26 protein-coding genes are annotated in these 23,406 nt (G+C 67.1%); 14 read left to right on the top strand and 12 right to left on the bottom strand.

What is annotated here, in order from left to right; genetic code table 11:
• Window positions 1-283 precede the first annotated feature (283 nt).
• Together ACIA8C_RS37310 and ACIA8C_RS37305 are read left to right on the top strand one after the other, a co-directional pair.
• Entirely contained in the window at window positions 284-619 is a 336-nt protein-coding gene (locus ACIA8C_RS37310) for a hypothetical protein (RefSeq protein WP_397143143.1), read from the top strand.
• A 243-nt stretch (window positions 620-862) separates the two neighbouring features.
• Window positions 863-1,357 (top strand): DinB family protein, encoded by a 495-nt coding sequence (locus tag ACIA8C_RS37305; RefSeq protein WP_397143141.1) that lies wholly within the window; start codon window positions 863-865, stop codon window positions 1,355-1,357.
• A 66-nt stretch (window positions 1,358-1,423) separates the two neighbouring features.
• Here ACIA8C_RS37305 and ACIA8C_RS37300 read toward each other — a convergent pair whose 3' ends face one another.
• The 3 genes from ACIA8C_RS37300 to ACIA8C_RS37290 all read right to left on the bottom strand — a co-directional run bounded on the left by ACIA8C_RS37300 (window position 1,424) and on the right by ACIA8C_RS37290 (window position 6,563).
• Window positions 1,424-2,065, bottom strand: coding sequence for a hypothetical protein (locus tag ACIA8C_RS37300; RefSeq protein ID WP_397143139.1), 642 nt, complete (start codon window positions 2,063-2,065; stop codon window positions 1,424-1,426).
• 50 nt (window positions 2,066-2,115) lie between these two features.
• Window positions 2,116-3,243: a serine hydrolase domain-containing protein gene (locus tag ACIA8C_RS37295; protein WP_397143137.1), complete on the bottom strand. Its 1,128-nt coding sequence runs from the start codon at window positions 3,241-3,243 to the stop codon at window positions 2,116-2,118.
• A 155-nt stretch (window positions 3,244-3,398) separates the two neighbouring features.
• A complete protein-coding gene (locus ACIA8C_RS37290) occupies window positions 3,399-6,563 on the bottom strand; it encodes a BTAD domain-containing putative transcriptional regulator (protein WP_397143135.1) in 3,165 nt (1,054 codons plus the stop codon).
• A gap of 129 nt (window positions 6,564-6,692) precedes the next feature.
• Here ACIA8C_RS37290 and ACIA8C_RS37285 point away from each other — a divergent pair, with 129 nt between their 5' ends.
• The gene (locus tag ACIA8C_RS37285) at window positions 6,693-7,904 is read left to right on the top strand and encodes a cytochrome P450 (RefSeq protein ID WP_397143133.1); all 1,212 of its coding nucleotides are present in this window, start codon (window positions 6,693-6,695) and stop codon (window positions 7,902-7,904) included.
• A 14-nt stretch (window positions 7,905-7,918) separates the two neighbouring features.
• Window positions 7,919-8,104, top strand: a complete 186-nt coding sequence (locus ACIA8C_RS37280; protein WP_397143131.1) for a ferredoxin — start codon at window positions 7,919-7,921, stop codon at window positions 8,102-8,104.
• A gap of 70 nt (window positions 8,105-8,174) precedes the next feature.
• Here the strand turns inward: ACIA8C_RS37280 and ACIA8C_RS37275 are convergent, their stop codons facing one another.
• The 3 genes from ACIA8C_RS37275 to ACIA8C_RS37265 all read right to left on the bottom strand — a co-directional run bounded on the left by ACIA8C_RS37275 (window position 8,175) and on the right by ACIA8C_RS37265 (window position 10,305).
• Window positions 8,175-9,047, bottom strand: coding sequence for an LLM class F420-dependent oxidoreductase (locus tag ACIA8C_RS37275; RefSeq protein ID WP_397143129.1), 873 nt, complete (start codon window positions 9,045-9,047; stop codon window positions 8,175-8,177).
• 107 nt (window positions 9,048-9,154) lie between these two features.
• Window positions 9,155-9,706: a hypothetical protein gene (locus ACIA8C_RS37270; protein WP_397143127.1), complete on the bottom strand. Its 552-nt coding sequence runs from the start codon at window positions 9,704-9,706 to the stop codon at window positions 9,155-9,157.
• A 149-nt stretch (window positions 9,707-9,855) separates the two neighbouring features.
• A complete protein-coding gene (locus tag ACIA8C_RS37265) occupies window positions 9,856-10,305 on the bottom strand; it encodes a GNAT family N-acetyltransferase (protein ID WP_397143124.1) in 450 nt (149 codons plus the stop codon).
• A gap of 146 nt (window positions 10,306-10,451) precedes the next feature.
• On the opposite strand from ACIA8C_RS37265, the gene ACIA8C_RS37260 reads away from it, so the two are divergent.
• Together ACIA8C_RS37260 and ACIA8C_RS37255 are read left to right on the top strand one after the other, a co-directional pair.
• Entirely contained in the window at window positions 10,452-12,143 is a 1,692-nt protein-coding gene (locus tag ACIA8C_RS37260) for an SMI1/KNR4 family protein (protein ID WP_397143122.1), read from the top strand.
• Window positions 12,144-12,196: 53 nt separating this feature from the next.
• Window positions 12,197-13,051: an alpha/beta fold hydrolase gene (locus ACIA8C_RS37255; RefSeq protein ID WP_397143119.1), complete on the top strand. Its 855-nt coding sequence runs from the start codon at window positions 12,197-12,199 to the stop codon at window positions 13,049-13,051.
• Between the two features lie 62 nt (window positions 13,052-13,113).
• On the opposite strand, the gene ACIA8C_RS37250 is transcribed toward ACIA8C_RS37255, so the two are convergent.
• Together ACIA8C_RS37250 and ACIA8C_RS37245 are read right to left on the bottom strand one after the other, a co-directional pair.
• The gene (locus tag ACIA8C_RS37250) at window positions 13,114-14,235 is read right to left on the bottom strand and encodes an epoxide hydrolase family protein (protein WP_397143117.1); all 1,122 of its coding nucleotides are present in this window, start codon (window positions 14,233-14,235) and stop codon (window positions 13,114-13,116) included.
• An 86-nt stretch (window positions 14,236-14,321) separates the two neighbouring features.
• Window positions 14,322-15,734 (bottom strand): MFS transporter, encoded by a 1,413-nt coding sequence (locus ACIA8C_RS37245; protein WP_397143114.1) that lies wholly within the window; start codon window positions 15,732-15,734, stop codon window positions 14,322-14,324.
• Window positions 15,735-15,813: 79 nt separating this feature from the next.
• Here ACIA8C_RS37245 and ACIA8C_RS37240 point away from each other — a divergent pair, with 79 nt between their 5' ends.
• The 3 genes from ACIA8C_RS37240 (at window position 15,814) to aat (ending at window position 17,600) form a co-directional block, all read left to right on the top strand.
• On the top strand, window positions 15,814-16,407 hold the full coding sequence (locus ACIA8C_RS37240) for a CGNR zinc finger domain-containing protein (protein WP_397143111.1): 594 nt from the start codon (window positions 15,814-15,816) through the stop codon (window positions 16,405-16,407).
• 76 nt (window positions 16,408-16,483) lie between these two features.
• Complete coding sequence (locus ACIA8C_RS37235; RefSeq protein ID WP_397143109.1) at window positions 16,484-16,801, top strand: DUF222 domain-containing protein; 318 nt, start codon at window positions 16,484-16,486, stop codon at window positions 16,799-16,801.
• A gap of 58 nt (window positions 16,802-16,859) precedes the next feature.
• A complete protein-coding gene (aat, locus tag ACIA8C_RS37230) occupies window positions 16,860-17,600 on the top strand; it encodes a leucyl/phenylalanyl-tRNA--protein transferase (RefSeq protein WP_397143107.1) in 741 nt (246 codons plus the stop codon).
• On the opposite strand, the gene ACIA8C_RS37225 is transcribed toward aat, so the two are convergent.
• On the bottom strand, window positions 17,585-18,622 hold the full coding sequence (locus ACIA8C_RS37225; RefSeq protein ID WP_397143105.1) for a class I SAM-dependent methyltransferase: 1,038 nt from the start codon (window positions 18,620-18,622) through the stop codon (window positions 17,585-17,587). The two genes, aat and ACIA8C_RS37225, sit on opposite strands and share 16 nt — an antisense overlap.
• 112 nt (window positions 18,623-18,734) lie before the next feature.
• Here ACIA8C_RS37225 and ACIA8C_RS37220 point away from each other — a divergent pair, with 112 nt between their 5' ends.
• Window positions 18,735-19,010 carry a hypothetical protein gene (locus tag ACIA8C_RS37220; RefSeq protein WP_397143102.1) on the top strand — a complete coding sequence of 92 codons (276 nt, stop codon included), beginning with the start codon at window positions 18,735-18,737 and terminating at the stop codon, window positions 19,008-19,010.
• 82 nt (window positions 19,011-19,092) lie between these two features.
• Here ACIA8C_RS37220 and ACIA8C_RS37215 read toward each other — a convergent pair whose 3' ends face one another.
• A complete protein-coding gene (locus tag ACIA8C_RS37215; RefSeq protein WP_397143100.1) occupies window positions 19,093-19,224 on the bottom strand; it encodes a hypothetical protein in 132 nt (43 codons plus the stop codon).
• A 17-nt stretch (window positions 19,225-19,241) separates the two neighbouring features.
• Here ACIA8C_RS37215 and ACIA8C_RS37210 point away from each other — a divergent pair, with 17 nt between their 5' ends.
• Window positions 19,242-20,114, top strand: a complete 873-nt coding sequence (locus ACIA8C_RS37210; protein WP_397143097.1) for a DUF4184 family protein — start codon at window positions 19,242-19,244, stop codon at window positions 20,112-20,114.
• 137 nt (window positions 20,115-20,251) lie between these two features.
• Here ACIA8C_RS37210 and ACIA8C_RS37205 read toward each other — a convergent pair whose 3' ends face one another.
• The gene (locus tag ACIA8C_RS37205; RefSeq protein ID WP_397143095.1) at window positions 20,252-20,848 is read right to left on the bottom strand and encodes a hypothetical protein; all 597 of its coding nucleotides are present in this window, start codon (window positions 20,846-20,848) and stop codon (window positions 20,252-20,254) included.
• 102 nt (window positions 20,849-20,950) lie between these two features.
• Here ACIA8C_RS37205 and ACIA8C_RS37200 point away from each other — a divergent pair, with 102 nt between their 5' ends.
• On the top strand, window positions 20,951-21,151 hold the full coding sequence (locus ACIA8C_RS37200) for a hypothetical protein (protein WP_397143093.1): 201 nt from the start codon (window positions 20,951-20,953) through the stop codon (window positions 21,149-21,151).
• On the opposite strand, the gene ACIA8C_RS37195 is transcribed toward ACIA8C_RS37200, so the two are convergent.
• On the bottom strand, window positions 21,102-21,863 hold the full coding sequence (locus ACIA8C_RS37195; protein ID WP_397143091.1) for an ArsR/SmtB family transcription factor: 762 nt from the start codon (window positions 21,861-21,863) through the stop codon (window positions 21,102-21,104). The two genes, ACIA8C_RS37200 and ACIA8C_RS37195, sit on opposite strands and share 50 nt — an antisense overlap.
• 64 nt (window positions 21,864-21,927) lie before the next feature.
• On the opposite strand from ACIA8C_RS37195, the gene ACIA8C_RS37190 reads away from it, so the two are divergent.
• Complete coding sequence (locus ACIA8C_RS37190; protein WP_397143089.1) at window positions 21,928-22,617, top strand: hypothetical protein; 690 nt, start codon at window positions 21,928-21,930, stop codon at window positions 22,615-22,617.
• Window positions 22,614-23,387: an isocitrate lyase/phosphoenolpyruvate mutase family protein gene (locus tag ACIA8C_RS37185; protein ID WP_397143087.1), complete on the top strand. Its 774-nt coding sequence runs from the start codon at window positions 22,614-22,616 to the stop codon at window positions 23,385-23,387. The genes ACIA8C_RS37190 and ACIA8C_RS37185 overlap by 4 nt, the downstream gene beginning before the upstream one ends.
• Window positions 23,388-23,406: the final 19 nt, after the last annotated feature.

The following is a 23,406-nucleotide window of genomic DNA, read 5'->3' as shown; positions in this document are numbered from 1 at the left end:
CGGCGTGAAGAGCTAGTTCTTGATCGGCTCCGTTGCCGCGCGTCAACTCCCGACTCGACGCCCCCCGAGGCTCCCGCGCGACCGAATGACAGTGCGCACCTTTCCCGTATTCCACTGTGGCACAACAGATTTGATCGATTTCCCCAGTGCGAATCTTGCTACCATCGGTGCCGTCGACGTCGACTGGCCAGGCCAAGACAAAGCCCCGGCGCGACCCACAAGGTGCCCGGGAGCGACCACGTTTCACGAGATACGTGGGTGAAGGCTCTACGAAAGGCAGATCATGAAACACATCGGAGGCGCTCTCGCCGCGGCCGGCGCGGTTCTCGCATTGGCTCTCGGCGGAGCTACCACTGCTCATGCCGATCCCGTCGATCCGGGCACCCTGGAGGCGAAGGGGACGTTCATCTACACCCACCACGGCGACCACCAGCGGCTCGAAGACCCCAAGAACAACCGCTGCTACCGCATCGAAGGCAAGGGCTTCGCCGAGAACAAGACCAATCGCGTCGCCGAACTCTTCCGCGGCGACGACTGCGAAGGCAAGGTCGTGAACGCGATGGGCCCCGGCGAGCGTGAGCGCGATGTCGAGTTCCGTTCGGTGAGATTCATTAAGTAACCCCGCCACCGCATCCGTCCACCCCCTCCACCCCGCGCAAGTGGAGGGGGTGGACGTCTCGGTGTCATTCGTTAAACTCGCAGTGTCGGCAAGTCTCCCCGGTGCATTCGAACGCCCGGGTCGAGTACGACTCGTTCGCGGCTCCCACGGCAAATCAGATGCGCTGTAGCGCGCGCCACCGCGTTGACATCGTCTGGCCGATCACTCTCGGCCACAAAGAAATCCGCCACAAGGAGGCAACCAATGACTACCCCTGCCCGAATCACCGCCGGTCCCGAGCGGACGCTGCTGGAGAATACCCTCGATCGCGGCAGAGCCGCACTCGTCGAGAAGGTGCGGGAACTCCCTGAGGAACAGTCCCGCCGTCGGCTCGTCGCCTCCGCGACAACGCCGATCGGACTGATCAAGCACGCGGCCGCGGCGGAACGGATCTGGTTCCAGCACTATCTGGCCGGCCTGCCCGAAGCCGAATGCGACGGCTACGCAACGCCAGGAGCTGGCAGTTTCGCCGTCTCCGACGACGAGACGCTCAGCGACGTCATCGCGGAGTTCGAGCGGGCCAGCCGCAGATCCGCGACGATCGTGGCGCCCTACGACCTGGCGCACACCGTGCACCATCCGCGCGCCGGAATCGTCAGTGTCCGTTGGATTTACCTGTTCCTGATCGCGGAATACGGGCGGCACACCGGCCACGCCGACATCCTCGTAGAGCAGATCAACGATCCGATCACAGCGTGAACCCGCACACGGCTCGACCCCGGGGTTGCTCCCGCTGATACGCGGACCCCGGGGCCGTTGGTGACGTCAAGCTGCGACGTCGTGCCGGATGATGATGTTGCCGAACGAATTTCGCGCGTACACCTGCACGGTGTCGACGGTGTCCGACCCGGCGACCGGTGCCATCAGGTTCTGCACCGTGCCGGACAGGGCGTTGGTTTCCAGCCGCACCGCGCTGCCCGCTCGGATACCTACCGCCAACTCGCCCATGGAGGTCTCCAGCCGGAGCACCCCGCGCGACGCGTCACCGACGCGGATATCGCCCTTGGCTACCTTTGCCGTCACCGCTCCGCGCGGGCTCTCGACCGCGATGTCACCGGCGGCGATCTCCAGCACGGACTCGACGAGTTCGCCGGTGGCCAGCAGTTGGCCAACGCCCGCAGTGGCTTTCAGCCAGGAATTGGTCGGCACCTCGATGATCACCTCGATCGAGGGGTTGCCACCCAGCGGCGAATAGGTCCGCCACCCGCTCGGCGTCCGCACGGTCAGGACGCCCGCGGCGAAATCGACCTTGGTCTGCGCGGCGACGCGCACGTCGGCCTTCTTGGCCGCATCGGTCGGCCGGACCTCGACGAAGGTGTCGGTGCGGTCGGAGGCGGTCACCTGGACGTTGCCTGCGGGCACCTCGACGGTGACGGTAATCGGTTCCGGGGTCTGGAAAGTAGGCATGGCGGTACTCCTGGAGTGAGTGAAATGTATTGAGTGTCTGGTGAGTTCGATCAGGCCCGGTTGCCGAACACCGTGTTGACGAGTCGCTGCCGCACCTGCAGGAACGTCGCGGACATTTCCGCGAAGTCGACCTTGGCGTCGCCGGTGGTGATCGAGGCGGTCATGGTCTTGCTGCCGTCGGGCGTGCTGTACATCAGTGCCGCCCAGCCGAAGAAGCCGCCGTTGTGCGTGTAGAGGATGTCGCCGCCGTCGGTTTCCTCGACGAAAAGCCCGAGGCCGTACTCGTTCTTCGGCAGGCCCGTCGCACGCGGGGTGCGCATCTCGGCCAGCAGCGGAGCAGGCAGCAGCTTGCCGCTCATCAGCGCGGAAATGAACGTCTGCAGGTCCGCGGTGGTCGAGATCATGTCACCGCCCGCGGAGATCCAGGACGGGTTCATGCTGCTGGTGTCGACCACCTTCCACTCGTCGCCGACCTGGTACGCGTAGTAGCCGTGCGCGTGCGGCTCGGGGATCTCCGTCTGGAAGTCCGGCACCACGGTGCCGGTCAGTCCGAGCGGCCCCAGGATCAGCCGGTGCATTTCCTCGGCCAACGACCGGCCCGTGACGTTCTCGGTCACCAGTCTGGCCAGCACGTAGTTGGTGTTCGAGTAGCTCCAGTCGGTGCCGGGCTCGAACCGCGCGGGCTTGGACAAGGCCAGCCGCACCAGCTCCGCGGGCGGGTAGCTGTGGAACAGGTTATCCACCCATTCCTGGCCCTGCCAGGGGATTCCCGGCACGATCGTCCCGTCCGGGAAATACTCGCCGGTGAAGTTGAACACGCCGCTGGTGTGCTGCAACAGCATTCGCACGGTAATCCGCGGGTCCAGCTCGAACTGCGGCAGGTAGTCGGCCGCCGGGGTGTCCAGCCCGATCTTGCCCTCTGCCACCAGTTGCAGCACAACGGTCGCGACGAAAGTCTTGGTGTTGCTGCCGATCCGGAACAGCCCGTTCGTCGCCGGTTTCGCGTCGTCGCCCAGCTTGCTCACTCCGGCGCTGCCGACCCACTCGCCCTGCTCGTCGCGCACCCGCAGCTGCACTCCGGCGTAACCGGCCTCGACGACCTCCTCGATCACCTGCTGCAACTCCGGGCGGTTCGGCGCGGTGGTCGTGGTGGTCGCTTGGGTGGACTGGATTGTCATGGTTCCTCATCTCTGGTCTGTGCCGTTCGATGGGAACAACATTGGCCAGCCGCCCTGACACCGGACCGTCACGGAGCTGACGCGGCCTCTGACACGTTCGGACACCGGCCTGACAGGCGCACGTCAGGCCTGATCCCGAGGGTCGCCGGCCGCCGTCAAGAAGCCAGCATGGCCGAAATCAGCTCACTCCAGCTCGTTTCCGCGCCCTCTCGAGCTGCCTCCTCGAACTCCGCGTCGCCGAGGCGGCTGCGCACTGCCTGCTCGATCCTGGCCACATCCGGATGCGAACGATCCGGCAGACCGCGCACGCCCGCGCTCGCCGCGAGCAGCCGCGCCGCCTGCTCGTACTGTTGCGCGCGCAGGGCCAGATCCGCCGCCCCGACCAGCACCTGCGCGATCAGCATCGGATGACCCGCCTCCGACACCGCACGGAAGGCCGCGGCGCGGTGTTCCCTGGCCTCGTCGATGTCCTCGGCGAGGTAGCCGAGCATGTCCTGGATCATCGCGCGGACGATGGCGCGCTTGCCGATGTCGCCGAGTTGTACCGTCGCGACGGCGAGTTGCCTGCGGGCCTGCTCGGCATCGCCGCTCCAGCGGGTGAGCTCCGCCTTCGACAGCGCCAGCTCGGCAAGCGCGTTCGGCCAGGCGACCCGTTCCGCCGCACGCTGCGCCTCGGCCATGGCGGCCGCACTGGCCTCCACATCGCCTAGTAGCCAATACAATTGGGCCTGCCGCGAGCGCATCGGCACGGCGTCCTCGATGGCGCCGACCTCGGTGACGACCGTGATCGCCTGTTCGTAGTACTCGCAGGCGGCGGCGAACTCGCCGCGCATGGCGATTCGATTCGCCAGTTCGGTCAGGGCGAACGAAATACCGAATCGTTCGCCGAGCGCCCGGAACTCGGCCAGCGCCAGCGCCAGATATTCGTCGGCCTCCCGGCCGCCCTGTCCGAGCTGGATCCGCATCTTGCCGAGGTGCAGCCGGGCCAGTGCGCGCACCCAGGGATCCTTGTCACCCAGCAATGCTTCCCACGCGGACAACACCGCGCCGGGGTCCCGCAACATGCGTTCGAGCGGGATGACCAACCCCAGCGCCGGGTGATGGTCCTGCGAGCGCTGGCTGATCTCGTATGCCTGATGGATCCACTCCGCCGCCTGGTACTCGTCACTCTGCTGACCGCCCGTCACGAACTGCACGATGAGCGCGTACACCCAGGCCTTGGTCTCGTCGGGCACCTCACCCGGCAGCGCGACGGCGGCCATGATCAGCTCGTTGCCCTCCACTTTGTGGCCGCCGAGCCACCAGTACCAGCCCGCCCCGGCGGCGAGCCGCATCGCCTCGGCCGCTTCGCCCGCCGCGAGCGCACCGCGCATCGCGGCCGCGATATTGTCGTGCTCGGCCTCGAGGGTGGTGAGCCAGGCCAGTTGCTCGGCCCGACGCAGATGCGGCTCCGCGGTCTCGGTGAGTTCGGTGAAGTAGGTCAGATGCGCGCGGCGGGTCAGCTCCGATTCGCCTGCCTCCGCGAGACGTTGCTCGGCGTATTCCTTGATCGTGCCGAGCATTCGGTAACGCGGCGCACTGTCGCTCACGGTGACCAGCAGCGATTTCTCGACCAGCGCGGTGAGCAACTCATCCACCTGATCCCGCTCGACTTTCGTTCCGGCACAGACTCGCTCGGCCGCTTCCAGGCTCGCCCCGCCCGAGAACACCGAAAGCCTGCGCAGCACAACCCGTTCGGCGTCGGTCAGCAGCTCCCAGCTCCAGTCGACCACCGCGCGCAACGTCTTGTGCCGCGGCAGCGCGGTACGGCTGCCGCCGGTCAGCAGGCGGAACCGGTCGTCGAGCCGGTGGGCGAGCTGATCGAGGGACATGGTGCGCAACCGGGCCGCGGCGAGTTCGATGGCCAGCGGCATTCCGTCCAGCGCCCGGCAGACGCGCACCATCGTCGCCAGTGTGCCTGCGTCGGCGCCGAGCTCCCTGCTCACCGCGGTCGCCCGATCACGCAGCAAGCGGATCGCCGGCGCGGCCTCGATCTCGGCGGGGCCGGCGTCCACCGCGGGCAGCACCAGCGGCAGGACCGGCCACAGTGCCTCACCGGTGATGCCGAGGGGTTCCCTGCTCGTCGCGAGGATCCGCACCCGCCTGCATTCGCCGAGCACCCGATGGGCGAAGGTCGCCGCGGACTCGATCACGTGCTCGCAGTTGTCCAGGATCAGCAGCATCGACCGATCCCGGATCGCGGCGATGACCCGGTCCGTCGGCTCCACGTCCGCCGCGTCGCTGAGCAGCGCGTCGCGCAGTTTGAGGGCGGACAGCGTCGCCTGCGCCACATTGTTCCCGCCCCATTCGCCTTCCTTGTCGCCGTCCGCGCCGATGGCCGCGAGTTCGACCACCCAGACGCCGTCCGGCAGGTCGTCGACCAGCGTGCGCGCGGTTTCCGTGGCGAGCCGGGTCTTTCCCGAGCCGCCCGGTCCGATCAGCGTGGTGAGCCGATGGTCGGCGATGAGGTCGCGGACCGCGGCGACGTCGTCGTCCTTGCCGACGTAGCTGGCCAGTTCGGCGCGCAGGTTGGTCTTGCGGTTCTCCTCCCGCCGACCCAGCTCCCCGCGCAGCAGCGCGACGTGCAACGCGGACAGCTCCGGTGACGGGTCGACGCCCAGTTCGTCGGCCAGGGTTTCGCGCATGCGCTCGTACACGAGCAGTGCCTCGGTGTCGCGACCGCTCGCGACGAGGGCCCGCATCAACGCGGCGACCAGCCGTTCACGCACCGGATGCGCGGCAACCAGATCGGTGAGCTCGGTGACCAGCTCGGCACCGTGGCCGAGGCTGATCTCGCCATCGAACCGCTCCTCCAGCGCGGTCAGGCGTAATCCGTCGAGCCGGGTGACCGCCGCGTCGAACGCCGCGCTCTCCAGCAGCCCGACGTCCTGCATGGCCGCGCCGCGCCACAGCGCGAGGGCCTCGCGCAGCCGCCGCACCCCCTGGTCCTCGTCGTTGCGGGCCTTGGCGATGAGGCGTTCGAACCGCACGGCGTCGACGGCGTCGGGTTCCACCCGCAACCGGTAGCCGTCCGGCTGGCCATCGACCACCCCGTCCGGTAGCGCCTTGCGCAGCCGGGAAACCAAGCGTTGCAAGGCATTCGCCGCGTCGGCGGGCGGCTGCTCACCCCAGATCCAGTCGATCAGCGTCGCCTTCGGGACCGCGTGACCTGGTTCGAGCGCCAGCGCGACCAACAGCCCGCGCAGCCGCGCGCCCGGCACGTCGGCGAAAGCGCCGTCGTCCGTGCGAATTTCGAATGGTCCAAGAATCCCGATCTGCACCTACCTGATCCTGCCATGGGCGATCGAGCGCCTGCCGGGACGCAGCACGTCACCGGTGTCAGGGCCGTGACAGCCGCGTGTCAGGCCGGTCGGCGAATGTTCTCGCAACAGCCACGAAAGGACAATTCGATGACGCACACAGTGCCCATCCCGCACGGCCTGCCCACCGAACGTGACGCGAGTCCGTTCGACCCACCCAGCGAGATCACCCGGCTACGCGACGCCCGCCCGGTCAGCCCGATCGTCTTCCCCGACGGTCACCAGGGCTGGATCGTCACCGGCTACGACGCGGTCCGCCAGCTCATGGCCGACACCCGGTTCAGCTCCCGCCAGGACATCGGCATCCTGCACACCCTGGAAGACATCTCGGACATGCCGCCCGTCACCGAGCCGTCGCCGCAGATCCCCGGCTTGTTCATCGCCATGGACCCGCCGGACCACACCCGGCTGCGGCGCCTGCTCACCGGCACCTTCACCGTCCGGCGCATGCGGCAGCTCGAAGAACACATCATCGAGATCACCGAGCGGCAACTGGACGAGATGGCGCGCCTGACCCCGCAGGTCGACCTGGTCAAAGAGTTCACGCTGCCGGTGCCCTCGCTGGTGATCTGCGAAATGCTCGGCGTCCCTTACGCGGACCGGGCGACCTTCCAGGTCAACTCGGCCCAGTTCCTGGTCAGGGAGCAGTCGCTCGACGAGAAGATGGCCGCCTACGGCGCGATGACGGGCTACCTCGCCGAACTCGTCACCCGCAAACGCGCCGAACCCGGCGACGACATTCTCTCCGACCTGGCCCGCAACGACGACCTCAGCATCGAAGAACTCGTCGGCATTGCCTTCCTGCTGCTGCTCGCTGGCCACGAGACCACCGCGAACATGTTGGCGCTCGGCACCTTCGCGCTGCTGGAACACCCAGAGCAGCTGGCCGAACTGCGCGCCGACCTCGAGCTGATGCCCGACGCCGTCGAGGAACTGCTGCGCTACCTTTCGGTGGCCGACATCTTCTATCGCTATGCCACCGAGGACCTCGAACTCGGCGGCGAAACCATTACCAAGGGATCGACCGTCGTCGTTTCGTTGCTGGCCGCCAACCACGACCCGCAGCGCTTCGATAATCCCGACACCCTGGACCTGCACCGCAAGGCGCGTGGTCACCTGGCCTTCGGACACGGCATCCACACCTGCCTCGGTCAGCAGCTGGCCCGCATCGAAATGCGCGCCGGTTTCACCGGATTGGTGCGTCGCTTCCCGACCCTCGCGCTCGCCATTCCCGCCGACGACGTGAAACTCCGGACCGACATGAATATCTATGGCGTCCACGAACTACCCGTCACCTGGTGAAAGGAGCGGACGAGATGCGAATCTCCGCGGATCGCGAGCGGTGCGTCGGCTCGGGCATGTGCGCGCTCATCGCGCCGGACATCTTCGATCAAGACGACGACGGCACAGTGCTGTTGCTGGACCCGCAACCGCAGCAGCAACACTCGGCAGTGCGCGAAGCCCTGGATTCCTGCCCGGCCAGGGCACTCGAATTCGACTAGTCCGGGCGGCCGGTTGGCGCTCGACCTCGCCGGAATCGTTCCGGCGAAGTCGAGCCCAGGACGAAGTCGGCTACTTCAGTAGTTCGATGACCGGCGCGAATCGCTCCATATCCGGTTCCATCACGGTGAAATACGTGATTCCATATCGCTCACGCGAGGCGCGCACGCTGTCGGCGATCTCCTGCGGCGTGCCCACCAAAACCGCGGGCACGGCGCCGATCTGATCGTCGGTGAATCCGGGCAGGAAATTGCGCACCCGGTCGCCCAGGGTGTCTCGTTCCGACGGGGTGCCCACCGACCAGATCAGGAGGTTGAGCTCCACCCGATCGCGACGCTCGCCGAGCAAGCCGTGCACGTACTCGGCGCGTTCGGCGACGTCGTCCGCTGCCGCGGCGGTCATCAGGCCGGATTCCGTCAGGGCCGCTCCGGTCAGCCCCACCACATCGGCGTGCTGAGTGGCCATGCGCAGCAACCGGTTTCCCGATCCGGCGATCAGTATCGGCGGCCCCTCCGGCCGTGCGGGTGCGGGCTGGTAATCGGGGTCGCCGTAGAGCTTGCGCAAGGTGAGCACGGTCTGCTCGACATGGTCGATGCGGGCGCCCGCGCTGGCGAAAGGTATACCGGCGGCGTCGAATTCGTCCTTCACATAACCCGCACCGAGACCGAGCTCGACCCGGCCGCCGCTGAACTGGTCCAACGCGGCAACGTCACGGGCCAGCAGCACCGGATTGTAGAACGGCGTGTTCAACACGAAGGTGCCCAACCGAATTCGCTCGGTGGCCTCCGCCGCTAGCAGCAACGACGGCAACGGTGCGGGCATCCCGAGATGATCCGGCACCGCGAGCACGTCGTACCCCAGCGTTTCCGCACGCCGAGCCTTTTCCACCCACTCGGAACGCGGACCAGGGAACCCCATATTGACGCCAAAGCGAAATCCAGCCATGCCTCATTCCTACCTTCTCCGCACGCTTCTCGCTCTTCGCCACCAGAAGCGTCGGGCGTTCACACAGGTGGGTTGCCCGCCGGCTGCCCAACGTGCCGGGGCCGATGTCAGGATGTCGGCGAAATGCGCGTGCTGCCGGGAGTTGTTGTCGGTGCGGCTGGAGTCGTGGTGGTCGGTCTGGTAGTGGTCGACGGGGATGTGGGCGGGTTGGTCTTGTCAGTGGATCCCGATGGTGTGAACGGGATTTCGCGGGCGATCGCGTCCTTCATCCGATTACGCACCTCGTCACGGCTTTCCGGTGGCCGGTGCACCGTGGCGCGAGGGGAGTTGTGGTCGGTGACCGGGATGTCGCCGGCCACCGGGATCAGTGTGTACCAGTCCTCGTTTTTGCTGTAGCGCGCCGCGATCAGATACGACTGACCCACCACGAGCAGTTCGTCACCGGATTCGACAATCACCGTCGCGTCCTTCAGACCACCGCGCTGGTTGATGGTCACCCGGCCCGCCACATTGCCCTTCAACCGCTCGGTCACCGCCATCGAGAACTGCGACTCGAGCTGCCCGCGACGTTCGGTCGATCCGATCGACTCGACGACCTGCCCGAAAAAGACGTCGGTGGCCGCCCCCGCGACCGCCGCCGGATTATTGCGGTCGATCACGCTACTGGAGTCGAGGAATGAGGTGGACGGAGGTGCGGCGCCCGGTATCAACGGCGGCCCTTCCTCAGGTGAACATGCCCCCGACACACCCACCAACCCCGCTGCTGACACCAACAGCAATACCCGCGCCATCCGACCCATGCCGGGGTTCAGGGATTTTGGTTCGCGTCGGGCCGGTAGGTGTACTGGATGAGCCCCTTTCGGAACTTGCCTATCTTGTCGTACAGGGCGCGAGCTGGGGCGTCTTCGAGGGTGTTCCAGTAGAGGCCGGGGTAGTCGTGTTCTTTGGCGTCCTGGGCCACCCAGTTGATCACCGCGGTCGCGACACCCCGCCGCCGGACTTCCGCATCGACGAACAAGTCCGCCAGATAACACTTTTTGGAGTACCAGACGCTGGCGTGGAATACGTAGTGCGCGATGGCGACCATCTTGCCGTCCACCCGGGCAGCGATCCCGCGCAGCTGCTCGTCATCGAGCAGGCGTCGCCATGTCCGTTCGTAATCGGCGTCGCCGCGTTCGACCTCGAAGTATGCGTCTTTGCCGCGGGCAAGTGTTTCCCAGCAGGCACGGTCGGATCCGGTCAGAAGGCTGATGTCCACCACGGCATCCATACTGCCCCATCGAGTCGTACCTGGTGTGCGGCAACGGATCTGGCGAACATCCGCTATGCCGATGACCGACCGACTTCCGGACGGTGGCCTCCGGAGCGGGCGTTGATGTCATAGGTGGATGTGATGATCGGCCAATGCACGTTAGCCCCATCGAAGAGTCCTGGCGCCGGATCGACTCATGGCTCGCCGCGCACGCGCCGCGCACCTTCTCATCCCTGCGCCCACCCGCCTCGCAGGAGGCCATCAGCGCCGCGGCTGCCGAGCTGGGGGTGGAGTTCCCCGCGGATCTGGTCGCGTATCTGCGGCACCACGACGGAGTCTCCCCCGGGCAGCTGGGTTACGTCGCCCCCGAGGAGGGGGGTTTCAGCTTCCCCGGCTTTGAGCCCTGCACCCTCGCCCAGATCCTCTCCTCGGGCCGGAGCCACCAGGAGTCGTGGGCCACGCACGAAGACGACCCATACCTCGTGGGCTTCTGGCACCACGATTTCGTACGCTTCGCCCGCAATGTCAGTGCGGACGGGCTGGTCGTGGACTGCCGTCAAGGCGAGTCCTTCGGCGCGGTGGGCCACCAGCAGGAGGCCGAGGGCGTGAGCTTCGGGGAATGGGGAAGCCTCGCCGCCTTCCTGGAACAGCTCGCCGACTCCATGGAGAGCGGATCCGTCATGACGGTGGGGCTACCGTATGTGCCTATCGTCGACGACGGAATGTTGCTGTGGGAGTACGCTTTCGAACGGCAACCCGAGCCTCGGTCCCTGTTCGACCGCGCCCTCGCCGACCCGGTCATCGCCACGCCACGCCGGACGACTTCCCACACCACGCCGGAGGAGACCTGGCCCGGCGGTTACGAAGATTTCTGCCTGACCTTCGTGCAGGCCTTGGACGAGACCGAACTTCTGCGCCGGTTCGGCGCGTTGCCCGAGACCCGGCGACCCCGGTGGCGGGAGGAGGCAGAAAGTCCTGACCAGTGGCAGAACCCTGGCGTGCTGCTGCCAGTGGTCCGCGTGGGAACCCACGGCGGTTGGGCGTTCGGCATCGAGGAAGGTCGCCATATTTTGGAGGGCACACGCGGGGAGGTGCTGCGCCGTGTGTCCCGTGGCACCCGCGCGGTGTCCATACACTATTGGAGCGGCGGCACGACCTCAGTGTCCCTTTTCGACGATGGCGAACTGGTGACGAGGTACTACACTCGATCGGCCGTCCCGCACGGTGCGCGCGACCCGTTCGAGGTCTTCCCCGGTCTGCCGACGCCCGTTCCGGAACCGACACCCGAGCAGCGGCGGGAACTGCTGCTTGCGGTGTGTGACGCGGTCGTTCGCGGCTGTGGCATACCACTGCCACCGCCCGGCCTGGACGGGGAACTCGACAGCGCGCGGATCCTTCCCCTGCTCCCGGACAACAACTTCGGGCTCCCGGAGCACAACTTCAAAACACCCGTGCCTGACCGGTTCGTCTCCCTCGTCGACGCCGCGACGCCCGAGCGCCTGCGCCGCGTACTCGCCACGCAGATGTCGTCACTGGCCGCCGAGACCGGACTCGACACCTATGCCGAGGTCACTGCCGCACTGTCCATTTTGAGCGAGGAGGATCACCACGGCATTACCGACGATTCCGCCCTTGACCTGCGGTTGCGCCGCGTACACGCCGAGGCTCAGGTGACATACGCCGACTGGAAAGACCGGTCCGTCTGGCAGGAACGGGCCATGGCCGCCCGCGCCCTGACCGAAGCACTCAACCTGCCGGCCCGGCAAGCCCTGGGTTTGGTCGTGGGCTGCCGTCAGGACCCCCGTTGGCGGCAGGAGTTTCGCAAGCAGCTGACCGACGACTAATTCCTGTCCGGCGAGCGGCCCGCGATAACTGCAACACGTTCTAATCTGTTGGGGTGGATGTGACATACGAGAACACTGCGCAGACTGTCCGGACCGACAAGGGGGTGCTGCGCTATCACGAGGCGGGTGACGGGCCGCCGTTGATCCTGTTGCACGGCTCCGGAATCGGTGTGAACGGCTGGCGGAACTTCGGTGGCAACCTGTCAGGCCTAGCCGAGCATTTCCACTGTTACATCCTCGAGTTCCCCGGGTTCGGGGCGAGCGACCCGATCCCCGGGTCGCACCCGGTACTGACTGCCGTCGCTTCGGTGGTGCGGTTCATGGACGCCCTCGCCGTGGAATCCGCTGCCATGATCGGGAATTCGATGGGCGGCGTGGTTGGCGCCATGGTGGCGCTCGCTCACCCAGCTCGGGTTGACAAGCTGGTGACCGTCGGCGGCGTCGGGACGAACATCTTCAGCCCGGGGCCGAGCGAGGGGACACGACTTTTGCGGGAATTCGCCGACAATCCGAGTCGCGAGGCACTGATCCGCTGGTTGCACTGCATGGTGTTCGATCCGAAGTGGGTTACCGACGACCTGATCGCGGAACGCTGGCAGGCCGCCACTCAACCCGCCGCACTGCAAACACTCCAGGCAATGTACGGATCGAAAGCCGCTGCCCTGCAACAACAATCGGAGGCACAGTCGAAGGTCCCGCCCTACTGGTCCATGTTGCACAAGGTGCAGTGCCCAACATTGCTGGTCTGGGGCGCCGACGACCGCCAATGCCCGCTGGACATGGCTCAGATTCCGCTGCGGCTGATCCCCGACGCCGAGCTGCACGTGCTGTCGAACTGCGGGCATTGGGTATTCCTGGAAGCTAAGCAGAAATTCGAACGCATCAGCGTCGAGTTCCTGCAGCGGTAGGCACGAACCGCCTCGCCCAACGCGCCGCTCGCACCGGGCCGACCACCTACGGGCAGGCTCGCTCAGCGGACGAGGCGGAAGAATCCGCGTACCTGCTCGATCAGCGACTCTGGTTGCTCCAAGGCGGCGAAGTGGCCGCCTCGGGTTAGTTCGGCGAACCAGCGCAGGTCGGTGAAGCGCAGTTCGGCCTCCCGCCGTGACGGGCGGGTTATGTCGCGCGGGTAGACCGAGAGCCCTGAGGGTGCGGTGACCTTGTCGCGGAAGTGGGCGAAGCTCTCCCAGTACAGGCGTGCCGAGGATGTGGCGGACGCGGTGAACCAGTAGACCGAGATCTCGTCGAGGAGCTTCTGCCGCGACACCGCGTCCTCGGGATTGCCGTTGTGGTCCGTCCAGGCCCAGAACTTCTCGGCGATCCAGGCGGCCTGGCCCGCCGGGGAGTCGGTGAGGCCGTAACCGAGGGTCTGCGGGCGGGTGGCCTGCTGGCCCGAGTACCCCCGGCCCGTGCGCGCGAACTCCTTCTCGGCCTTGAGGTTTCCCAGTTCCGCGGGCGTCGGGTCGTCGAACGTGCCTAGTGCCACGGACCCCAGGTTCAGGTGCACGCCGGCGACTCGGTCGGGCGCGACCTCGCCCAGCGCGCCGGACACCGCCGAACCCCAGTCACCGCCTTGCGCGCCGTATCGCTCGTAACCCAGCGAGACCATCAACGCGTCCCAGGCGCGCGCGATGCGAGTGACACCCCACCCGGTCGTCGACGGTTTGTCACTCCAGCCGTATCCGGGCAGTGATGGCGCGACCACATGGAACGCGTCGGACGGGTCCCCGCCGTGCGCGCGTGGGTCGGTCAGCGGGCCGATGACCTCCAGGAACTCCAGCACCGAACCGGGCCACCCATGCGTGAGCACAAGCGGGAACGCGTCCGGCTCCGGTGAACGGACGTGCAGGAAGTGAATGCCGAGCCCATCCACTGTGTCGCGGTACTGCGGGAAGACGTTCACCCGTTGCGCGAACCCGAAGTCGTAGTCCTCGGCCCAGTAACGGCACAGTTCCTTCGCATACGCCAGCGGCACCCCTTGTGACCAGTCGTCCACCGGCTCGGGCTCGGGCCACCGCGTCCGGCGCAACCGGTCACGCAGGTCCGCGATCTCGGCTTTGGTGATGCTGACCTCGAACGGCTCGGCGGTCACAGCGGGCTTCCTTTCCCTCGGCAGGACATCTATCGGATCAAAGGTGGGTCACGTGCAGCCGTCGACCGGCCCTCGGGTATGGACTGTCAGCGCGGGCTCGCACGCGTGTCGCCGGGTTCGGGTCGGCGGCCGACGCCGGGGCGCCGGATCAGACTGAGGGCGAGTCCGGCCAGGGGCAGCGCCGCGAGCACAGCCAAGGCTTCCGGCATCGACACGATGCCGGACAGACCCGCGACGACGGCCGGACCGATCCCGCCGCCCAGGTTGATCATGAAGTTGAGCAGACCCTGCGCGGTGTCGCGGTCGCCCGAGGCGACCAGTTCCGGCGCGAGGCCCACCAGCACGACCTGAGCGCCGGCGAACCCACACGCGGTCAGCGCCACACCGAGGATGACCGGGACCGGCCCATGGAAGACCGCGACCACGCCTACGCCCACCGTGGTGAGTGCCGCGACACCGGCCGACGCCTGCCAGGCAGTGAACCGGGCGGTTACCGCGCCGGCCAGCCGCCCGGCCAACACCGACAAGACGGCGGCCGGGACCAGCAGCGCGCCCGCTTCGAGGGGGCCACCGCCGGTGGCCTGCTCGATCAGGGATGGAGCGAGGAACAACACTCCGTAGTACCCGGCGAAGACAGCCCCGCCGATGAGTCCGGCCGCCGGGAGGCCGCGTGCCGCGATCACCCGCCGGGGCACGAACCCGTCGGGCGTGCGCCGCACCCGCCAGCACAGTCCCACGACGGCGAGCGCACCGGCGGCGGCCACGGCGAGCGTGACCGATGCGGGCAGTCCGACCGAATGTGCTTGCAGCACTGTGATCAGCGCGCCGGCGAGTACCGAAAGCACCGCCGCGCCGATGATGTCGAGTCGCCCGGCCGAGTCGTCCCGCGCACCGCGACCGATCCGCGGAAATGTGCGCCCGCCTGCCCATGCGGCCAGCAGGAGGGGCAGCGCCAGGGCCGGGAGCGCGAGCACGGCACGCCAGCCCAGCCACACGGTGACCGCCCCGCCCAGCAGGGTCCCGCACGCCGACGCCGTCGCCATGGCGGCCGCGATGATTCCCAGCGCGCGGCTCCGTTCCCGCCCGGTCAGGGAGGTGGCCGCGGCGAAGACCGCGATCACGGTCGCACCCGCTCCGGCGCCACCGATCAGCCGACCGGCGATCACGATCGGCAGTGCCGGTCCGGCCGCCGCGACCGTGGAGCCAACGACGACGAGTACGACCCCGGCGACGAGTACTCGCACGGGGCTCCACCGGGCCATCAGCCGACCCGCGACCGGCATCGCCAGCGCGGAAGTCAGCGACCATGCGGCGAGAATCCATGCCGTGGCACCGAACGGCACCTCGAGCGCGCGACCGATGGCAGGCAGCGCCACCGCGGGTGCTCCCAGTGCCACGTACATCGGTAGCACCAGCATCCCCAGGGCTAGACCCAGCCGACGCCCATCCAGGGCGGAGCCCGCGCCGACAGTCTCTCCGGACTGGATCGTCTGCGACATTGTCATCTCCACCCCGTCTGATGTGACATGTAAACGGTACTATGAGTGTCACACTAGAGACGGCAAGGAGACACGTCAAATGCTTGATGCGTGTTACAGCTCATCGGCGGTCGAGGCGGCCGTCGCTCTCGCCAACACCCTGCGGCCGATCAAGGGAGAGGACACGCTCCAGACCGTGCAGCAGCTCCGGGACTTCCTGGCGGACCATTCGCCGACTGGGCGCGAGCCTGGAAGTTCTACTGCCGACCGAGGAGCGGGCCCGTGGCGGCGCCTGACTCACGACGACCTCGTGGAGGTCCGCGCGGTGCGCGAGACGGTGCGAGCCGTGCTCGAACGAGCGGGCACCGACCCGGTGGGGGCCGCCACGCTGGTCAACGAAGGACTGCTCCGCAGCCGCGCCACCCCGGCGCTACGCCACGATCATGACCGGTGGTGGACCGAGGTCACCTCCGACACCGACCGCTGCGCAGCACACCTGGCCGTGACCACGCTCGGCGCGCTGGCCGCCGTGATCGCCACGCTCGGCCCTGCCCGTCTCGGCGTGTGTGCCGGGCCGAAATGCCGGGCTACGTTCGTAGATCTCTCCCGCAACGGCTCAAAGCAGTACTGCACCCGACCCTGCGCGCATCGGGCCAGCGTCGCGGCGTACCGGAGTCGGCACAGCACAGCTTGAGCCTCGGCACGTGACGGCATGCCCAGCAAGGTAAATTATCGAACATATGTTCTATGGTTGAGGTATGGTGACTCGCGTGAACATACATTCGACCGCGATGGCGCCGGATGCTCGAACCTCAGGATGGCCGGAACTCGCCGATGCCGACCTGCTGCGCACCCTCGTCGAAACCGAACGCCGCCGGAGGCGACTGGATGCCGCCATGCGCGCGGCCGTCGCCGAAGCCGAGCGTCGTGGCCTTGCCACCGACACCGGCTATCGGGACACCGTGGAGCTATTGACCGATCTGTTGCGGATCAGCGCTCACGAAGCGCGCAGGCGAATCGAATACGCTGCTCCGCAGGTCCGCCCGCGTGCCAGAAAGATGTGGCGGGTACTGGCGGCCGCGAGCTGAAGCCGAGACCCGTCGTCGCAGCCGGAGGCTACTCGCTCAGGTCGGTACTGTCTGTCCGGTGACCGACGCTACCGACCTGATGCGGATGTATCTGGTCGATCCAGACCAGCCTTTCCCATCTGTCGAGCTCGCGGATCCGTCCGGACTCGTCGCTCTCGGCGGGGATCTGTCACCGGAGCGACTGTTGAGCGCCTATTCCGCGGGCATCTTTCCCTGGTACAACCCTGGCGAAACGATCCACTGGTACTGCCCGGACCCGCGGAGCGTTCTGGTGCCGACCGACCTGCGAGTGACCAAGTCCCACCGCCGATCTGTCGCCAGTGCCGACTACGGGGTGACCATGGATCGCGCCTTCGCCGCTGTGATGTCGAATTGCGCTGGACCGCGCGACAAGGAGACCGGAACCTGGATCGGCTCCGACATGCTGGCGGCCTACCTGCGGCTGCACCACCTCGGTCATGCGCACTCGGTCGAGGTGTGGCGCGACGGCGACCTTGTCGGCGGCCTCTACGGCGTCGCATGCGGCCGTTCCTTCGCGGGCGAGTCCATGTTCTCCCGCGCCCGTGACACCTCCAAGGTCGCGCTGTATTGGCTCTGCGCCCAACTGGCCGCCTGGGACTTCGCCCTCATCGACTGCCAGGTCACCTCCAGCCACCTCGCCTCGCTCGGCGCCATCGACCTCTCCCGTGCGGACTACCTGCACCTGCATACCCGGGCCGCCGCCCGCCCCGGCCTTCCCGGTCCCTGGCAATTCGAAATCCCGGTCCCCAACTCCCCCAACCATCAGGTCAGTTCGTAGAACCGGAACTTGTCGCTGTCGATCGGGTGGATCGTCACGGTGGTGAAGCCTGCCTCGAGTGCGTACTTCCGTAATGTGGCCGGGCGCATCACGGCTCCGGTCGCGGCCGAGGTCTCATCACCCATGGCACCAGGCAGGCAGCTGGTCAGGCTCCACCCGTACTCCTGCTGTTCTCGCACGGAACCGGGAGACGTGAGTTCGTCTTCCGTCCACAGATCGGCGACCAGGACAGATCCGTTCGCCGCCAACAACTTCCGGGCAGCGGTCAATGCGGCGACCGGGTGGGTCATGTCATGCAATGCCTCGATGATGGTGACGAGGTCGTACTTCTGGGTGCCGGCCAAGTCGGCGGCGTCCATCGCGGAGAAGGTCACCCGGTCGTGCACACCGGAGGCCATGGCGTTCTGCTGCGCGGCGGAAATAGCCATCGCATCCAGATCCAAGCCGTCGACGGTCAGTTCGGGGTATGCCAGCGCCATCGCGATGCTCGACCAGCCGAGACCGCAGGCGATGTCGCAGGCCCTGGCCGGGCCCGACGAGAGTCGCTCGTGGATCCCCGGAATCGCGGGCAGCCATTGCCTACCAAGGAGATTGAGATAAAGTGCCCGGTTCGACTCGGCCCGGCCCTCGGGTTCCCACGGAATCCGCGGCGGCGCGTCACCGGTCCGGTACGCCTCCACGAGGTCGGCCATTCGACGGCCGACGCGGACAAGGTTGATGCTGTGCTGCGTGTCGAACAGCACGCTTTCCCGGTCGGCCAGCACCGGAATATGCGAGGGCGGCAGCGTGAACCGCCGGTCGCTGTCCACCTTGAGCAACCCGGCAGTCGCGTGATGCTCGAGCCATTCACGGGTGTAGCGTTCCGCCGTTCCGGTGGCCGAGGCCAATTCGGCGGACGTCATCGGGCCGCCGTCGGCGAGCGCCCGGTAGTAACCGAGGCGCTCACCCAAGTACACCGCGTGCATCTCGAGTGCACCCGTGACGTTGTGGAACAACCGCTGAGACAAGGCGTCCGAATCCATGGAGGCCAGAATGCCAGAAACGATCGGAGACCGTCGGTCGGTTCGATCGAGCTCAACTCGTTGTCGTCGGCCGTTGCCTGACACATTCTCGCTGTCGGCCTACGCTTCACCGATGCCCAAGATCAGGTTGAACAACACCTCCGACAAGACCCTTGTCGTGTTCGTAGAGCCCTGGGCTGAGGAGTACTGGATGCGTCCGCGAGAGTCGTTCACGATCGAGTTCGACGCCAGCGACGCCGCCGAGCACGTCATCGGCGATACGGACTTCGAAATGTCGTGGCACGACCAGGGCGTCATCGTCTGGACCGCCTCCGCCATCGAGGTCGTTGTTCGCGACCAGTCCGGCACCAGACTCGAAGGGGGCCACCACCGTCCGCCCACGGACTAGGACTACCCGATCGGGCAACCAGGCAGGGGCGCGTACGGGCATAGCTCCGCACGGACGCTGCCTGACTACGACCCCACCGTGCTCAATCCTCCTGCCGCACACTGGCGGTCACGCGCATCTCGACTCGCATCTTCGGCGCGCCGAGGGCGGGCACCCCGACCTCGGTCCAGATGGGCGCGCGCTCACCCATGCGCTTGCGGAACTGCGCCACCATGACGCGGTTGCTCGCCGATGGAGTCGGACGCGTCTCCGAACTGGTTGAAACGACTGTGGATACACTTGGCCGTGCCGCTCACTTTTCCATCGCATGCGTTGGCAGTGCTTCCGTTGAAGATCCGGTGGCCTCGGCATCTGGATGGTGTCGCGTTAGTGGTGGGCTCCGCGGTTCCCGATGCTTCCTATCCGGTGGCAGGGTTTTTTTCGATGCCGGAGACGCATGCACTACCGGCGTTGCTGTGGTGGTGTCTGCCCGTGGGAGTCATCGCGGCGGTGGTAATCCGTTGGGGCGCCGCGCAGATTGCCGCCCACCTGCCACGGCTCGGAGCGTTCGATCTGCCCGCCTATGGCGTACTCGGTGCCGTGCGATATCGGTGGTATGTCACGGTTTACTCGATACTGATCGGTGCGTTGACTCATATCTTTTGGGACGGGTTCACCCATGATCCGGCTGGCGGGCATGGCTGGGGAGTAGCCCGATTTCCCGTGCTGTTGCAGCCGGGTCCGTTCGGCAGGCCCTGGTGGTACCTGCTGCAGCAGACATCCACCTTGGGCGGTGCGGTACTCGCGGTCGGGTTGTTCTATTACATCGGCCGACGCGGACTGCTGCGAGCCTGGCACGGTGACCCACCGGCCGTCCGGCGCGCGCCGAGGCGGTTCTGGTTATCCGCCGGACTGGTCGCCGTGTTGATTTTGGCGTTGATTCCACTGATGCCCTTGGCATTTCAGCCGTTCGTGCTGGGCGTTCGGTTGCTCTATGTAGGGGCGTTCGCGTTGCTTGCGGGCGCCGCGTCGACGCGCCTGGCCAATGGTGGTTCCCGCAACGCCGACGCCAGCAATTCAGACCTCGGCGTTCGCGGTGTCGAAGACGATATGCCGAGGCGCTGAGATTTCGGGACTCACTGATGCCGGTCGCCGACACCATGTATGCCGCGACGAGCGCTCGGGGATCTCACAGGTGGTGTCGCCGACGCCCTCGACCACGTCACCGACGCGTTCCGCGTCGCCGAACGCGCTAGCCCCGGTTACCTTGCCCAGCGCCCCATGTCCGGCGCGATACCGATCAGGCACTCGATCTCGGCCGGATAGCCAGCCAAGGCGTAAGCGGTCAGACGCAGGTGGCCTTCCAAACACACCAGCTTGTCGTGTTTCTCGCCAACAAGGATCAACGGAGGAAACTGCCCGCCCGTCGCGATGACGTGAGCTGCCGTCACGAACGGCTCATTGGACACGCCGAACACCCGTATGCCTGCCCTGATGCGCCGCGCTGCCTCAGCAGGCAGGCGGCTACCTCCGGACAACTCCACCCAGTACGAGTAGTCCACGTACCGCACGCTCGCCATCTCCACCGCGGTGAGCACCGCCCGATTCCACGCGACGTCGGCAGGAAAACCCTCGAAGAGGTCACGATTTTCGCCGTACCCGCGTGTTGCCGCGAGCAGAGCCCGCCGCGCGGCGTTCGCTTCGGCGTCGCAGAAATTGGGATGCGTGAGCAAGCACTCCCCCCAGCCGCCCGCCACCAGACCAGACCGGATAGCTTCGCCGAACCTCGCGCTGGACAACTCACCGAGCAAGAAGCAAGCAACCATCTCCGCTTCACTGCTCGCACCCATTACGCGCATGACTGCCGAGTATGCGGCAATCACCCGCTGTCCGTCCTAGTGACGAGGACCCGGCGGATCCTGCCACTGATGAGGCCACGAGAGATGCGCTATCATTAGAACATGCGTTCGAACGGAGCCTTTGAGGAGCAGGTCAGCGCGCTGGAGCGGGCGGTGGCCGGGCTGCGTGGGCTCGATGTTTCGCGGGCTACCGAGGACGAGTTGGTCGAGCTGTTGGAGCGGTTGGAATCGGGGGCTCGGATGTTGGCGGGGGTTATTTCGCGGGTTGCCTATCAGCTTCGGCAGTTGCGGGATGCGGTGTAGGGGCGAGTTCGAGTGCGGACGGTTCGATGCCGAGCAGAGTGTGCAGGCCGGATTCGCCTTTCGCGGTGACTCGGATCGCGCGTCCCGTGCCGACGCGGGTGATCCAGTCGAGTTCGTGCAGGCGGCGGCAGAGCTGTGCGCCTGCGGCACCGCCCAGGTGGGTGCGGCGCTCGGTCCAGTCCAGGCAGGGGCGGGCGAGCGGGCGGCGGGTGGCCTGCAAGGAGGCCGGCTGGACGCCCAACGGTCCGGTCAACCAGGCCAGACCCGCCTCGGTGAGTGCGAATCCGCCGTCCTGGTCGAGCAGGTCTCGGGCGGTCATGGCATCGGCGATGGCCACGCCGAGACGACCGGCCAGATGGTCGTAGCAGGTGCGGCCGCGCGCCAAAACCGCTGCGACAGTGGCGGTTCGGAGGTTGGTCACGACCGGTCGGGGCGGATCGAGGTGGGTGACCATGGACTCGAGCAGCTCGGCCACGTGCGCGCCCGCCAACTGGACGTAGCGGTGCCGACCCTGGCGGCGTTCGATGAGCAGCCCGCCGTCGAGCAGCCGGTTGAGGTGTTCGGTGGCGGTCGACGCGGCCACGCCGGTGTGGCGGGCGAGCTCGCCCGCGGTCCACGCGCGGCCGTCGACGAGCGCCAGGCACATGTCGGCGCGGGTGCGGTCGGCGAGCAACGTGGCCAGACCTGCTAAGTCGGCTCCTCTGGATGACACGATCCCATCATGCTGCGCGATCGTTTCGGCGGCGACCGAAACATCCCGGAGTTACGGTCACGGCATGAATCGGACAGTTCCCCTGATCACCGACCCCGATCAGGTGCGCGCCATCTTGATCGGCGCACCGGTACCCGCCGTGCCCGCGGTGGACGCGCCGGTCGGCCTCGCGTGGCTGCGCGCCCACGTGCCGCGCTTCAGCACGGGAGCCGAACACCAGCGGCTCCGGGCATTGGTCACCGCGGAACTCGACCGGCTCTCCCCCGCAGACCTGCGCGAACGGGCACGCGCCGCCCACGGACCGCTGCCCCAGGTTCGCGCATTAGCGGAAGCCCTTGGACTACAAGACATTTCCGTCGACACCGTAGCGCTGGTCGCCGCGCACTATCAGCCGTACGAGCCGGACAACCCTGCGGCCGACGAGGCCGTCGAAGTCTTGGTCGCGGCCTGCGGCGGTGTCGCAGACGACGCCACGGCAGCCCGAATCTGCCTGCTGGTTCAGGCTTGTGCGGCAACCGGCGCCCTCGTCGACAACGCCCGGCAATCGACAACGCCAGGCACCGCCGAGCAGATCATCGCGCGAACCATGGACGAGAATCCGCCGCTTCGCTCGACCAGACGCGTCGTCGCGGGCGAGGTGGTCGAGCTCGACATGCGGCACCCTGGACTGGGTTTCGGTGCGGGCCCGCACGCCTGCCCCGGCCGAGCACACGCCATCGCCATCGCCACCGGAATCATCGAGGGGTCCGCATGAACAAGGCCAAGCTCTTCCGCGAACTACATCACGGCGCTCAGCCGCTGGTCCTGCCGAACGCCTGGGACTTCGGCTCCGCGGCAGTCCTTGCGGCCGAGGGGTTTCCGGCGATCGGCACGACCAGCCTCGGCGTCGCGGTCGCGGCGGGACTGCCGGACGGCACCGGCGTGACCGGCGCCGCGACAATGGCACTGGCCAGGCTGCTCGCACGCCTGCCGGTGCCGGTGACCGTCGACATCGAGGGCGGATTCAGCGAAAGTCCCACCGCGGTAGGCGAATACGCGGCCGAACTGGCCGAAATGGGTATCGCCGGAATCAATCTGGAGGACGGTCGCGCGGAAAGCACACTGGCCGAACCGGATCATCAGGCCGAGCTGATCGCCGCGATCAAGGATCGGGTGCCGGAGCTGTTCATCAACGCCAGGGTCGATACCTACTGGGTGAAGGACGATATCGACCGCACGCTGGCCCGCGCCGAGCGGTACGCCGCCGCGGGCGCGGACGGCATCTTCGTGCCCGGCCTGACCGATCCCGACGGCATCGCCCGGATCGTCGAAGCGATTCCGCTGCCCGTCAACATCCTGTACTCGCCGACCGGTCCGTCCATCGCGGAACTCGGCGCACTCGGTGTCCGCCGGGTCAGCACGGGCTCGCTGTTGTATCGCACGGCGTTGGCCGTGGCCATCGATACCGCCCGCGCGGTCCGCGACGACGCTCCGGCCCCGCACGCCGCACCGCCCTACACCGAAATCCAGGCCCTCACCGACTGACCGGACAGGGTCACCCTCA

Source organism: Nocardia sp. NPDC051321 (assembly GCF_044455225.1).
In the GTDB taxonomy this organism is placed as follows: Bacteria; Actinomycetota; Actinomycetes; order Mycobacteriales; family Mycobacteriaceae; genus Nocardia.
The sequence above is the reverse complement of the archived record's forward strand: the minus strand, read 5'-3'. Positions and strand labels throughout refer to the sequence as shown.